Here is a 14420-nt window from a genome sequence, read left to right on the forward strand (position 1 = left end):
TTAACTGCTAATCTAATGAAATAGAGAAAATATAGTGAAGCTGCATATCCAAATGGCTTGGTTATAAGAACAGAGAGTGAAAATGTTAGATAAATTTACCAAAAATGTTATGCCATATGTTGATGAAGAGCTTTTGCTGGCACGAAAAGCTAAAGAACTTGGCTTGGTTAAACTTGAGTTTCAGCATCTAGAAAATGCTCATGTGATAGGGCAAGAATCGACATTTCTACATGTTAAAGTGCATGGCTTAATGTTATTTTGGGGTTATAGAAACAATAGTATTAAAGAGGTGCTTGGGCAGGCGTTAAGAATAATTGGTGCTGCAACTAAAACAGCCATGGGTTTAGTACCACAAGGCAATACTGGCGGTGCTAACGTTAGTCCGTTTAAGGTGATGGAAATTAAACCTAAGCATCAAAATATGATTAACCTAGCTAAGCGCTCTTAAATATTATTTTAACTTATGGCCAAAGCGGCATACTGAACACTTTTAGAAGTTGTTGATATGAATGATGTTGAGAGCTTCATTGCCAATATAGAAAACGAAGCAAAACGGAATGACGCAGTCATCTTACTAGAATTGCTGACTGAAGTGTCTAGTTACACTGCAAAATTGCAAGGCAGTATCATTGGTTTTGGCCAATATCATTATAAATATGAAAGTTGCCGAGAAGGTGATGCTGCTGTCATTGCTTTTTCACCACGCAAGCAAAATATAGTGCTTTATATTATGCCGGGGTTTTGTGCGTATCAAACTCAGCTTAAACAATTAGGAAAGTATAAGCTGGGTAAATCATGTCTGTATATTAATAAGTTAGATGATGTTGACCTTGATGTTTTAACTGAAATAGCCAGATTATCGGTTACAGAGATGCAAAGAAAATATACTTGTATCGCAAGTTAATACTTGCAATCAAAGCTACTCATTTTCCATTTTAATCAACCTATTCATGTGTGATTAAAATGGACTTGGGTACTGGCGTAAAACTTGATTGATATCGCCAATAACCCCTTTTGATAATGGCTGTTCAAATGCAGAAATATTTTCGCTTAATTGTGGCATCGTTGTCGCACCAATAATGGTTGAAGTGACACCGTTTACTTGGTCACACCAAGCCAATGCTAAATGTGCCGGCGAGATATTATGCTGTTTGGCAATCTCAATGTAGGCTTTAACTGCATTGTCGCTGTGTTGCGTATCGCGAAACAGTCCGTGACGTTGCATTAAGGTAAAGCGGCTGCCCTCAGGACGTTGACCATTAAGATACTTACCAGTAAGCAATCCTGTTGCTAATGGCGACCAAGGTAAATAGGCAATATCTTCATGGACACAATTTTCAATTAAGTAGGGCCAGTCTTTCGTGTGTAATAAGCTAAACTCATTTTGAATTGACACCATGCGGGGGAGGTTATGCTCTTTGCTCAAACGTAAGTATTGATTAATGCCCCAAGGGGTATCGTCAGATAAACCACAATAGCGAATTTTTCCGGCTTTTACGCAATTATCTAACCCTTGCAAAATATCGAGCATTTCTTCGTTTTGCTGCACTGCATTAACTTGCGTGTAATTGCTATCATTTGGCCAATGATTACCAAAGTGTGGGGACTGACGATTCGGCCAATGTAATTGGTATAAATCAATATAATCAGTTTTTAAGCGTTTTAGTGACGCTTCTACAGCGGTAATAACATTGGCGCCTGAAATCTTGCTACCATCACGAATATAAGAAAATCCAGGACCGGAAATTTTTGACGCTAAAACAATATTTTCTCTTCGAGAAGGATTAGCGTTAAGCCAATTGCCGATAATAACTTCAGTCTTACCATAGGTTTCAGCCGAAGGCGGTACAGCATACATTTCAGCGGTATCAATAAAGTTAACGCCCTGTGCTTGTGCATAATCAAGTTGTGCATTAGCATCTGCTTGATTGTTTTGCAGGCCCCAGGTCATACTGCCTAAACAGATGCGAGACACCTTCAACGAGCTGCACCCTAATCTTACATACTTCATCAGCTTAACCTCAGGCCACTATTATTAACTTAACATTTAACATTTAACATTTAACATTTAACATTTACTTTATCGTATCCATCTTAGAAATTTAAATTTCATTTTACTATAAGGGGCAAATCTAACAGGTAAATCTTTAACAAACGGTCGTGTTAGTACAGACTTCAAATGGCTAAAGTTATCAAAGCCTGCTTTGCCACTATATTGCCCCATACCGCTTGGGCCTATGCCACCAAAAGGCAATTCAGGTACGGCATTAAACATAATAACGTCATTAATACATTGGCTGCCCGAACTTATTTCATTGACCCAACTTTGACATTGCTCTTTATTTTTACTGAAAATATATGAAGATAAAGGCTTGTCACGTTCTTTAACAAAACGCTTCACGTCATCAAAACTATCAATAGTAATGATAGGCAATATCGCACCAAATATTTCATCTGTCATTAAAGCGCTATCTAATGGTGGGTTAATAACAATGGTTGGGGCAATGTATTTATCTTCAAGATCAACGTCACCACCGACTTCAACGGCAATATCGGCAATATATTGGCTAATTCGTTGAGTATGGCGAGTGTTAACAATACGGCCATAACTTTTACTTTCTTTAGGGTTTTTACCAAACATGTTTTCAATTTGTTTTTTTAACGCTTCAACAAGTGGTGCAACCATATCAGCGGAAGTAAGAATATAATCAGGAGCAATACAAGTTTGCCCTGCATTCATCCATTTCCCCCAAGCAATACGTTGCGCTGTTATTGTGATATCAGCACTTTTGTCAACATAAACAGGACTTTTACCACCAAGCTCTAAAGTTACGGGCGTTAAATTTTTTGCCGCTGCAGTCATTACAATACGTGCTACCTGACCATTTCCAGTATACATAATATGATCAAATGGCAGCGATAGCAGAGCTGAGGTTTCTTCAACAGCACCTTCAACAACGGAGATGGCCTGTGAATCTAAGTATTGTGGGATAAGTTTTGCTAACAACTCAGAAGTGGCAGGTGCAAGTTCAGAAGGCTTGACGATAGCACAATTACCTGCAGCAATAACGGCAACTAAAGGCGCAAGTATTAATTGCATTGGATAATTCCATGCGCCAATAATTAATACGGTTCCCTGTGGCTCTGGCTGGATATATGAACGACCAGGCTGTGCCACTATTGGCGTAGCAACACGGCGTTTTTTTGCCCAATTATTTAAGCTTTTGCAAACATGATCGACATCACCGGTAACATAAGAAACTTCAGTGATCCAAGCTTCTTGTGCTGGCTTACCTAAGTCACTGGCAAGAGCGTCGAGAAAAGCTTGCTCATTTTCTATGACCAAGTTTTTTATTTGCTGAAGCTGCTGTTTTCGCCATGTGATGTCACGGGTACAATTACGGTTAAAAAATTGCTGATGCTTGATTAATTGTTCGCTAAAATCCATCAAGACTCCTTAGTTGGGCATACCAACAGGAATAACCCATTTGGTATTTGTGGTCGGATGACTTAATCTACCCCATTTACTAAGTTAGTACAAAGCTTTAATTACTATGGCTTTATCCTAATAACAACGGTTAAAATTTGGTTTATAATACGACGAATGTGGCTGCTGGCACGTTTGTTATCTGTTGATAGTTGTTGGTAAGTCACCTGTCGGACTTGATTTAATAATATTTCAGCATTTATCTCAATATCATCTTGAGTGAAATACTGACATAGCTGTAGACAAGGTTTTAATTGCGCTAATTGGTGCTGCTTGGCGATAAAATCTAGCGCAGGTGTTACTAAAGTTTCACTAAATAATTGTTGCTATACGAACAGTTGTTGACGGTTATTGCTGACGTTAGTACTTATTAGGGTCAAAAAATGCTCACTATTCATAAAAATGTTGGCTTATAAGTGCATAAAGCTAAGCAGTGATGGTGATTGCAGTGGCATTTACCTTGTTATAGTATTTATTTTATTGTCTAAGTTTTTATTCCGGTTTTGTATCAAACACTTACTATGAATAGTTCAGGTTAGATAGACTAGATAAATATATACTCAAATGGCTAGATTACAGTTAGAGGAGGGTAAAAAAATACCTCAGCATAATATGGAACAATGATGAGGTATCTGAGCCAATTTACTTGAAAATGCAGTTTAGCCAGCCTTTAAATAGTCCGAATCGAAATCATCAACATTAATAGTCACTTTTCTTTTCACTTCCGTCGTAATTAATAAATCAGCTTCTTCTTGACTAATAATATTGGCCGATAAACCTTTTTCTGCAACTATATCAAGGTTATAGAATGGTAGTCGTTCGCCTAGCTCACGACAAACCTTATCAAAAATAGGTTCACAAGCGATAATATCTTCAAGCGTTTGCTCTAATTGCCCCAATACGTTTTCAGGCTCTCTGGTTAAATACTGACCTTGGCCTAAACGAGTACGGCTCTCATTATGATATTGCATTAATTTAGCCACTTTATGATCGGTAGCATCCGATGGTTTTTTCAAATTACAACCTAACGGTAAAATGATTGCTGTTAGCATTTTTGCAACTACCTTATTCGGAAAGTTACTAATCAATTCACTGATTGCTTGCTGAATATTATAAAGGCTGTCTTCAAGTGCCCACTGTAAAAAAGGTAAATCAGCACTTTGGCGACCTTCGTCGTTATAACGTTTTAATGTTGCAGAGGCTAAATATAAGAAGCTTAAAATATCGCCGAGGCGAGCAGAAATACGTTCACGGCGCTTTAAGTCTCCGCCTAGTGTCAACATTGCAATATCTGATAGCATCGCTAAGTTAGAGCTAAAACGGGTCATTAACTGATAGTAACGTCTAGTTTCATCGTTGTAAGGTGCGCTAAGCGCGTAACTGCCAGTGAATGAGAACCAAACACTACGACAGATATTACTAATAGCGAAACCGACATGGCCAAACAGAGCATGGTCGAAATCGTTCAATGCTTGCTGTTCATCTTTGTTACTTGCAGCAGACAATTCAGCTAAAACATACGGATGACAACGAATAGCACCTTGGCCGTAAATAATCATACTACGGGTAAGAATATTCGCACCTTCTACCGTTATAGCAACGGGTGCACCTTGGTAACCGCGAGCTATATAGTTGCCCGGTCCCATACAAACCCCTTTACCGCCATGAATATCCATCGCATCGGCAACACAGTTGCGCATTTTTTCGGTTAAGTGGTATTTTGAAATAGCTGAAATCACACTTGGTTTTTCACCTAAATCGATAGCACCAGTTGACATCGTTGTGACGGCGTCCATCAAGTATGCATTACCACCAATTCTCGCCAGTGCTTCTTCAACACCTTCCATTTTACCGATAGATATTTTAAATTGACGACGAATTCTACTGTATGCACCGGTTGCTAAAGCTAGTGACTTAATACCGCCAGCACTATTTGATGGCAGTGTGATTGCACGACCTACCGATAAACATTCAACGAGCATGCGCCAGCCTTGACCAGCCATTTCTGGACCACCAATAATGAAGTCTAAAGGCACAAATACACCATCACCTTGGGTTGGACCATTTTGAAAGGGTACGTTCAGTGGAAAGTGTCGGCGGCCAGTAATTACACCATCAATATCAGTTGGTATTAAGGCACATGTAATACCTAAGTCTTCCTGTTCGCCTAGCAAGTGATCAGGATCTTGCAGTTTAAAGGCTAAGCCTAATACGGTCGCAACAGGTGCTAAGGTAATATAACGCTTATTCCATGTTAGGCGCATGCCTAATACTTCTTCTCCGTTAAACTCACCACGACAAACAATGCCGAAATCGGGAATAGCGCCGGCATCTGAACCTGCTTCAGGGCTTGTTAAGGCAAAACACGGAATTTCGTCACCTTTAACTAACCTTGGCAGGTAGTGATCTTGCTGTTCTTTAGTACCATAGTGTTGTAGTAATTCACCAGGGCCCAATGAATTTGGTACACCAACGGTTGATGACAATACGCTACTAACACTAGAAAGCTTTTGTAAAACACGTGATTGAGCATAGGCACAAAACTCTAATCCGCCATATTGCTTTTTAATGATCATAGCAAAGAATTTATTATCTTTTAAATACTGCCATACCTCAGGTGATAAATCCGCAAGCTCATGGGTTGTTTGCCAATCGTCTGTCATGCGACAAACTTCTTCTACAGGGCCATCTAGGAAAGCTTGTTCTTCGGCGTTAAGACGAGGTTTAGGATAATTGTGCAGTTTTTTCCAATCGGGTGTTCCACGAAATAACTCTGCTTCAAACCAAGTGGTTCCCGCGTCAATTGCTTCTTGTTCGGTCTTTGACATTTCTGGCATAATACCCTTGAACATAGTCAGCAGCGGTTTAGTGATGTACTGTTTGCGTATATCGCTAACATTTAACGGAATAGCAATAACGGCAAATACTAACCATGAGAAAAAAGAGACAACATTAAAAAATGTTCCCGCGACCATAAGTAGAGTAAAGGCGATGGTAAATGATGTAAGCGAGGCCCTTGAATAGGCCATAAAACCGCATAATGCGATGGCAATTAATGCCCAAGTTAAGTAGTCCACAAATTTTCCTTAATGTTATTGTTTAGCGTAAATACGTTGAGGTCAGACCAGATTGATGTGTTAAGCTTAAATCGTCTAATAGATAATTTCAAATTATTTATTACTGATTTCTTTCCACAGTATAGTGCACTTTGTTTTGGAGTTTAGAACGTGTGTGAATTAATGGCGATGAGTGCCAATGTACCAACAGATATTTGTTTTAGTTTTAGTGGCTTAATGCAGCGTGGTGGTAATACTGGGCCGCATAAAGATGGTTGGGGAATAACTTTCTATGAAGGTAAGGGCTGTCGTAGCTTTAAAGACCCACTGCCTAGTGCACATTCACCGATTGCAAAACTCGTAACAGACTACCCTATTAAAAGTGAAACGGTTGTTTGTCATATCCGACAAGCTAACTCAGGCGAAATTTCATTAGTGAACACTCATCCGTTTATTCGACCGATGTGGGGTAAAAATTGGACTTACGCGCATAATGGTCAGTTAGCTGATTTTAAAGATAAATTAAAAGTAAAATATCATCTACCTGTAGGCGAAACGGATAGTGAACATGCCTTTTGTTGGTTATTAGACCAATTATTGTTGAAGTTTGATGGTGAAGAGCCAAACACAGAAGTACTGTTTGATTATATTGTTGAGCAATGTAGAGAAATTAATAAGTTAGGCGTATTTAATTTATTACTCACCGATGGTGATAATTTATTTGTTTATTGTGCTAATAAATTACACTATTTAACGCGACGTGCGCCATTTGGTAAGGCAAGCTTGATTGATGCTGAAATGGTGGTGAATTTCGAGCAAGAAACAACCGAGAACGATATAGTTACTGTGATTGCAACTCAACCGTTAACTGATGATGAGACTTGGGAAAAAATGCATCCAGGAGAAGGTTTACTGTTTAGCAAAGGACAATTGATTTGTGAAAGCCGGCTTGATGAAGCCACAATAAAATAAAATGCTGAGGTAAAGTGGTTTGTAGTTAAACTGTTTTACCTCGTTGATGAAAGCATATTTTTTAGGTGGTGCTATTTGCTAGCAGATTCTTTAGTGTCAATAATATCTACAGATTCTAACTGAGCTTCAAATTGTTCAACATCACCTTTGATTTGATAAAGTTTTACTAAAAGATAATCAAGCTCAGGAGCAAACCACGCATAAGTAATACGCTTTTTCTCAACCACTTCACGCTTAAATTTAACTGTTTTTACCAAACCATATGGCAGCATGATTTCTTCTTCGCCATCATATTGATAGACGTAATTTTTCAGTGAGCCAGATGATTTTATGACAGGATAAACAAATTGCTTTTGTTCAGGTTTACTTATTAAGTTAAGGCGATGTTGTAGGTGATAGCTTAGTGAGTCTTGAATGTTATCAGGAAAATCTATGGTTTTAGTTTTGTTCTTCTTTTCATCAGTTGCAGTACCGTTAGCAGTGTCGTAACTCCACTCATAGTACTTGTCTCGACCAGTACCTTCACGCTTGAAAACATAGTTTTTTGGTGTAACTTTATTACCGTTAAGCTTAACAGTAGAGGTTTCATCACGCGTATCCGAAAAAATTAACCACTCAATATCAGTATGGTAACTATATTTCGCCATACCATTGTCTAAATAACTAAGTTTACGTGTGGCTTTACCTACGGATTTAGAGCTGCGTAAAATAGTGTAATTTGCATTAAATGCAGGAACCATTACCTTGCTTGTTTGATCTGTTGCCTGAGCAAAAGATATGGAACTTAACAATGTTAAAGTAGAAGCTAACAATGTGACATAAGGTAATGATTTCAACATATAAAATTCTCTAAAAATAAGGTCTATTCTTCGCTAGCATACCCTGAAATTGGTAAAATCAGACCATCAAACATTGCATTTTCACCAGTCATGGTGACACGTTTACTACAACACCAATTGACCACAAGTGGGTAAATGCGGTGTTCTTGTTGGTGAACGCGTTGCGCAAGGTCTTCAGCAGTGTCTTCAGGGAATACTGGCACTTTAGCTTGTAAGACCACCGGACCGCCGTCAAGTTCCTCAGTAACAAAATGAACGCTAACACCATGCTCACTATCGCCAGCGTCAATTGCTCGCTGATGAGTATGTAATCCTTGGTATTTAGGTAGAAGAGAAGGGTGTATATTGATTAAACGACCTCGGTAAGTTTGCACAAACTTAGGTGTTAATATACGCATAAAGCCAGCAAGCACGACAAGATCAGGTTGATAGTGATTAATCTCAGTGATGAGAGCACTATCGTAATCTTCACGGCTATCGAAGTCTTTATGTGAGAGCACTGCGGTTGCAATATCTGCATCTTGTGCTCGTGTTAATCCATATGCGTCAGCTTTATTAGAAACTACGGCGACAATTTCACCGCCATAGTTTTCTTGCTTACAGGCGTCAATAATCGCCTGTAAGTTTGTGCCGCCGCCGGAAATGAGTACTACAATTCGGCTTCGCATGGTTAATTAACCTTTATTGATAATAACTTGTTCTTGGCCAGCTTGTAGGTCAGCAATTTCACCAATATGCCAAGCATTTTCACCGTGAGCAGTTAAAATATCAATACTCTGCGTTACAGCATCCGCTGGAACAACGATGATCATACCAACACCACAGTTAAAGGTGCGGTACATTTCATGTGTCGTGATGTTGCCGTTTTCTTGTAACCAGTTAAATATTTCCGGCCACTGCCAGCTATTACCATCAACAATTGCTTGAGCACTTTCAGGTAAAACACGAGGGATGTTTTCCCAGAAGCCACCACCCGTAATATGTGATAATGCATGAACATCAACTTGTTTAAGCAGCTCTAGTACTGATTTAACATATATTTTAGTTGGTTCGATTAAATGGTCACCAATTGATTTACCATTTAATAATTCGTTGGTGTCAGTGTTGTTAACTTCTAATACTTTACGAATTAAAGAAAAACCGTTTGAATGAGCACCAGAAGAAGCTAAGGCAATAAGTTGGTCACCGGCTGCAACTTTTGTTCCGTCGATAACACGAGATTTTTCTGCTACACCAACACAGAAACCTGCAATATCGTAATCGCCCTTGTGGTACATACCTGGCATTTCTGCAGTTTCACCACCCACTAAAGCGCAGCCTGAAAGTACACAACCATCAGCAATACCTGAAACAACAGCAGAAGCTACGTCAACGTCAAGTTTATCAGTTGCGTAATAATCAAGGAAAAATAGTGGCTCAGCACCTTGAACGATTAAGTCATTAACACACATTGCCACTAAATCGATGCCAACAGTGTCGTGCTTTTTTAAATCTATAGCTAAACGTAATTTTGTACCTACGCCATCAGTGCCTGCAACAAGTACAGGCTCTTTATAACCCGTTGGAAGTTGACAGATTGAGCCAAAACCACCTAGCCCGCCCATAACCTCTGGGCGAGTAGTGCGTTTTACCGCACCTTTAATATTTTCAACTAGGGCATTACCTGCATCTATATCAACGCCAGCATCTTTATAGCTTAAAGACTGTTTTTCTTCGCTCACGGGAAACCTCAATTATTTAGTTAAGTAGATTATATTCCTAAGCCACTTGCCCTGTTACTTTCAAGTGGCTTAGGAATATAATAATCGCGCATATTCTACCAGTGCAAAGACGCGCTGAAAATCTTTAAAAGAAATTATTTTTTATAAGTGATAAAAATCAGTAACATTATGATAAGATCTTCATTATGAAACACTTGTTAAAGCCATATATGTTCAGAAATTGTCTGATTTTATTAATTTTTATACTGTCGTTTAGAATTAACGCTATCGAAGTAGGAAACTTATACAGTGCGAAAGTTCTAGTGACCTCGCAATCAGCAAGCGATCGTAATAAAGCACTTAAAAAAGCGCTTGGCGGTGTCATTATGAAAATTGGTGGCAAGAAAATTGAGCACCCTTTAATTTCTCAAGCAATAAGAAATTACAATGAGTACGTTAACCAATACCAATACCTTCGTAGTGATAATGTGACTTATTTAAATGTTTCTTTTAATGAAGAGAAAATTAACAGTTTATTTAAACAAAGTGATTTAGCCATTTGGGGGCGTTTACGTCCGCAAGTGATGATTTGGGTCGTCGAAGAAGACGGATTTGAGCGCAAGTTGCTTTCGTCAACATCAAACTCTTTGATACCTAAAGCGATTGATGATTTTTCACAAAAACGTGGCTTACCATTAATAATGCCAATTATGGATTTAACCGATTTATCGGCGCTAACTATCACAGATGTATGGGGGCGCTTTGCTCATCCTGTTGCTCAAGCGTCGACGCGTTATTTAGCTGAAGCAGTGGTAGTACTGAGAATTTCAAGCAATAGTGTAATGCTTGAGCAAGATGAAAACAGCGCGTGCCAACCACTTTGTCAAACTAAGCCTTTAGTTTTGGATTGGAGCTTGATGGCAGATGCCCAAGAGCAGCATTCACAAATATTTAGCGAGCAGTATCAAGGTGATGATATTTTGTTAATGTTGAACAAAGCATTAGCGGATATCACCGATATTATTTATCAACAATATGCCTTGTCGACGACTAATAGCAATGAATTTCAAATGGATGTCGCTAATATTGAATCATTAGATGAGTTAATTGCCGTATCCGATTTCCTGAGTGAATTGTCAGCGGTTGAATCAGTGCAACTAGTGGGAGTACAAGGGAGCAATCGTCGTTTTAAATTATCACTTATTGGCTCACAACAAGCCTTATTAGCTTCATTAAAGTTAAGCGAAGAATTAAATCGCTATATTGATCCTCTAGCCGCCCCAGTGAGTAAAGATCAAATTGCAGTTTTTTATTGGGGAACAAAGTGAAAAAAGTATCCCAATTAACCTTATCTGTTCAGCTGCCTGATGATGAAACCTTTGCTAGCTTTCAAAGTGAAAGTAATCAATTGGTAGTGCAGCAGCTGCAACATTATTTAGAGCATATTTCTGAGTCGGCACCAGAGCACAATAAAAAAGTACACAGCTTATATTTATTTGGTCTTATGGGAGTGGGCAAAAGTCATTTATTACACGCAAGTTGTGTGTATGCCGACACTTTAGGTGCTACGAGTCTTTGTTTATCGTTTTCAGAGTTAACCCAACTGTCGGTTGACGTGCTTGAAGGGCTAGAAAATATCGATTTAGTGTGCCTTGATGACATTCAACTGATTGCGGGCAATATAGAATGGCAACAAGCTGTTTTTGATCTATATAACCGTATGATTGAACAAAATAAATGTTTAATTATTACCGGTGACCAGAGTGTTGCAGAATTGAAAATCACTTTGCCAGACTTGGTTTCTCGTTTAAGTTGGGGCCTAACTGAGCAACTTAAACCGTTAACAGATAAAGAAAAGTCTTTCGCTTTGCAATATCGCGCGCAGCAACGTGGTTTATTTATAAGTGACGATGTCGCAAGCTTTCTAATTAATCGATTATCACGTGATATGACCAGCTTACTTGCCGCACTCGAACAACTAGATCAAGCTTCCATTAGGGAACAGCGACGTATCACTATTCCTTTTGTTAAAGATATTCTTTTCAATTAAATTCTATAGAGGAACTTAACGTAATATTGACGTTACTCTATCTACCTAGCTTTAATGGCATTGGTTTTTCATAAAACACTTCGCCATCAGCATTAATTCGATAATGAATAGTTCGGTTTAGTGGCGACTCATTAGCATCCTTATTAGTTGCTTTTTTACTTACAGGACTAATTGTAAGGTTTTCAGCCCAAGTTTTACCATTTTGCATTATTATTGGCGTGGCCAAATTATTAATGGCTTCATTGACTGTGGTAAATTCTGGCAATATTCGTCGGGTAACATAATCAACTCGTGGTTTTATATTGTTTTCACCAATACGTCCACGCTGGCCCCATTCAACTATGTATTCTTCTGCTGCACTTTGCGGTTGATTAGTAATAGCAATATCTCGATCTACATCGAAGCGCACCTTCATCATCAGCTCGTCGAATAACATGGCATAGTCTTCGCGCAGACTTGAGTAATTATAAAAGTGTGGTGAGTGCTCAGGGCTAAAAAAACCTGCTACATCGCTAGGACTATAATTTTTCTCTGTAGCAGTTGCTGTATCACCTTGGTAGCGTACTTGCGCAAGTCGGTACATTTCAGTACCGTTTAATGGTAATGCTGTGGCTAATTTATCTGACTGAATCCCTCCCGTCTTTTGTTGTCGCTCAACAGCATCGAGAATACGATCGTTTCGATTTAAGCTAGCCCAAACACTTTGTGGAAAGTAGTCGTTAGCATGAGCTAATTCATGGTACATCAAAGCCGCTAATTCATGAACACCATCAGCTGCGTCGCGGCCTATTCTGACATCCTCTGGATAGAAAAAATTTGCATAACTATTATTTTTTACATAGCGCCATGGCATGACAAAGTTCAAACTGTCACCATATGAAGCTCTGAAATCTGGTGCTTGGTTAATTGTGTCTCTTTCTTCAGGGGTGAGCCAAAGGTTACTTGGATCTAAATGTATAGCACCAGTTACTGCCCAATAATAAGAGGGACGAATGTCGTATGAGATAACAATCGCGGTTGTTGCCCGTAATAAATTTTTAAAATCACCGTGGCTATCGTTGTCTTGTAAAAACGCTTGAAACCTTTCTCCCATCCATTGATGTGAAACTAAAACGCGGTTCATGATGTCGTCAATTTTTGGGTTTGTTGTGTCTTGGGCAATTAACGGCAATTCATTTAGACGGCAAGTCGAACGAAAATCTATTGTATTATCGTAAATACACTTTGTTAATACGTCTGCGTAAGGGGAGTTAGCCTTGAACGGGAATACACGTGCTAAGCGGTTACCATAAGCAATGTTTTCATCAGCTATAATAGTCGCTGCATCTTCAATGAGTATAGTGACCATATCATTATAGCTACTGCTACCATCTGAAGCGCTAACTTTAAATTCGACAAAACTATCGGCATTGACTGCGGGAGCATTAAAGAAGATGGCGCTATTGCCATCGGTTGGCTCAGTAAAAGTAACCGTCGGACCTGATATTTGTTGCCACTTAATACTATTATATCTGATTGTGCTATTAGCTAAACTGACACGCAATGAAACATCACTACCTTCAAGTGTTGCATGGCCTAGACGAGCGCCTATTTTGCTAACTTCATTACTAACACTGAAACTGTGAGTTAATTGTTCGCTTACACCATTACGTGTAAAACTCACCTGAAAGCTGTATTCCCCAGCTACCTCAGGCGTAAAGGCAATCCCCTTGGATGTTCCTGCATGAAAAGTAACATTGCTCCCAGCGGTTTGTGTCCAATGAATATTACTGAGATTATCATCTGGAAAATAAATAAATAAATCAACCGGTTGTGACGTTTTTATTTCTTTGTCAAAAGAGATGATGCCGGTATTTATGGCATTAGGAGTAAAATCACTTGGGGTTGAATCTACACTATTGCCACTTCCCCCGCCACAAGCTTGTAAAAGTAAAAGTGAGGATGCAAAAAAAATATTGCGGGTCGTAAATAGCATATTATTCATTTAAGCCTCTATGATTTCCATTTTATTAATTGACCATCATAAGTTTAATTAAGTTCATAAAAATTGTTAAAGATTCTTATATTAGTCCTTAACCTTAGTTGTATACAATTTTGTTGAGAGAGTAAAGCGGGATATTTTTGATGTGTAGGGTCTGTTGAACTTTTGTGGTTGTATTTTGTTCGCTTTAGTTAACGAGAATAAAGTGTTTTAATCGGGGCTAGTGGTGTGTAGTGCAGCCTAGTCACTTTAAGCAAACACTATTCACAATTTCTGCATCCTACTCACGCTTGTACCTACGTCCATTTAGGCAATAAAGAGTAAAGAGCTTTTAG

General features: G+C 38.8%; 12 protein-coding genes. 5 read left to right on the plus strand and 7 right to left on the minus strand.

Annotated elements, in window-relative coordinates; all coding sequences use genetic code 11:
- The first annotated feature begins 82 nt into the window (after window positions 1-82).
- Both B7C41_RS01930 and B7C41_RS01935 read left to right on the plus strand, forming a co-directional pair.
- Window positions 83-448, plus strand: a complete 366-nt coding sequence (locus tag B7C41_RS01930) for a DUF3703 domain-containing protein (RefSeq protein ID WP_085297068.1) — start codon at window positions 83-85, stop codon at window positions 446-448.
- A gap of 57 nt (window positions 449-505) precedes the next feature.
- The gene (locus B7C41_RS01935) at window positions 506-904 is read left to right on the plus strand and encodes a DUF1801 domain-containing protein (protein ID WP_085297069.1); all 399 of its coding nucleotides are present in this window, start codon (window positions 506-508) and stop codon (window positions 902-904) included.
- A 54-nt stretch (window positions 905-958) separates the two neighbouring features.
- Here the strand turns inward: B7C41_RS01935 and B7C41_RS01940 are convergent, their stop codons facing one another.
- From B7C41_RS01940 to fadE, 3 genes are all read right to left on the minus strand, one after another.
- A complete protein-coding gene (locus B7C41_RS01940) occupies window positions 959-2011 on the minus strand; it encodes an aldo/keto reductase (protein WP_085297070.1) in 1053 nt (350 codons plus the stop codon).
- Between the two features lie 69 nt (window positions 2012-2080).
- Window positions 2081-3448 (minus strand): aldehyde dehydrogenase family protein, encoded by a 1368-nt coding sequence (locus B7C41_RS01945; RefSeq protein WP_143764262.1) that lies wholly within the window; start codon window positions 3446-3448, stop codon window positions 2081-2083.
- A 698-nt stretch (window positions 3449-4146) separates the two neighbouring features.
- On the minus strand, window positions 4147-6564 hold the full coding sequence (gene fadE, locus B7C41_RS01950; protein ID WP_085297071.1) for an acyl-CoA dehydrogenase FadE: 2418 nt from the start codon (window positions 6562-6564) through the stop codon (window positions 4147-4149).
- A 150-nt stretch (window positions 6565-6714) separates the two neighbouring features.
- On the opposite strand from fadE, the gene B7C41_RS01955 reads away from it, so the two are divergent.
- Complete coding sequence (locus tag B7C41_RS01955; protein WP_085297072.1) at window positions 6715-7515, plus strand: class II glutamine amidotransferase; 801 nt, start codon at window positions 6715-6717, stop codon at window positions 7513-7515.
- 71 nt (window positions 7516-7586) lie between these two features.
- Here the strand turns inward: B7C41_RS01955 and B7C41_RS01960 are convergent, their stop codons facing one another.
- From B7C41_RS01960 to purM, 3 genes are read right to left on the minus strand one after another with little or no spacing between them, the layout of a single operon-like run.
- Window positions 7587-8354: a DUF3108 domain-containing protein gene (locus tag B7C41_RS01960; RefSeq protein ID WP_085297073.1), complete on the minus strand. Its 768-nt coding sequence runs from the start codon at window positions 8352-8354 to the stop codon at window positions 7587-7589.
- Between the two features lie 23 nt (window positions 8355-8377).
- On the minus strand, window positions 8378-9022 hold the full coding sequence (gene purN / locus B7C41_RS01965) for a phosphoribosylglycinamide formyltransferase (RefSeq protein WP_085297074.1): 645 nt from the start codon (window positions 9020-9022) through the stop codon (window positions 8378-8380).
- A 6-nt stretch (window positions 9023-9028) separates the two neighbouring features.
- On the minus strand, window positions 9029-10075 hold the full coding sequence (gene purM, locus B7C41_RS01970; protein WP_085297075.1) for a phosphoribosylformylglycinamidine cyclo-ligase: 1047 nt from the start codon (window positions 10073-10075) through the stop codon (window positions 9029-9031).
- A gap of 209 nt (window positions 10076-10284) precedes the next feature.
- Here purM and B7C41_RS01975 point away from each other — a divergent pair, with 209 nt between their 5' ends.
- Window positions 10285-11382: a DUF2066 domain-containing protein gene (locus B7C41_RS01975; protein ID WP_268875395.1), complete on the plus strand. Its 1098-nt coding sequence runs from the start codon at window positions 10285-10287 to the stop codon at window positions 11380-11382.
- On the plus strand, window positions 11379-12104 hold the full coding sequence (gene hda, locus B7C41_RS01980) for a DnaA regulatory inactivator Hda (protein ID WP_085297077.1): 726 nt from the start codon (window positions 11379-11381) through the stop codon (window positions 12102-12104). Before B7C41_RS01975 ends, hda begins: the two co-directional genes overlap by 4 nt.
- Window positions 12105-12141: 37 nt before the next feature.
- On the opposite strand, the gene B7C41_RS01985 is transcribed toward hda, so the two are convergent.
- The gene (locus B7C41_RS01985) at window positions 12142-14088 is read right to left on the minus strand and encodes a hypothetical protein (RefSeq protein WP_085297078.1); all 1947 of its coding nucleotides are present in this window, start codon (window positions 14086-14088) and stop codon (window positions 12142-12144) included.
- Window positions 14089-14420 lie beyond the last annotated feature (332 nt).

This window comes from Cognaticolwellia mytili, assembly GCF_002104475.1.
In the GTDB taxonomy this organism is placed as follows: Bacteria; Pseudomonadota; Gammaproteobacteria; order Enterobacterales; family Alteromonadaceae; genus Cognaticolwellia; species Cognaticolwellia mytili.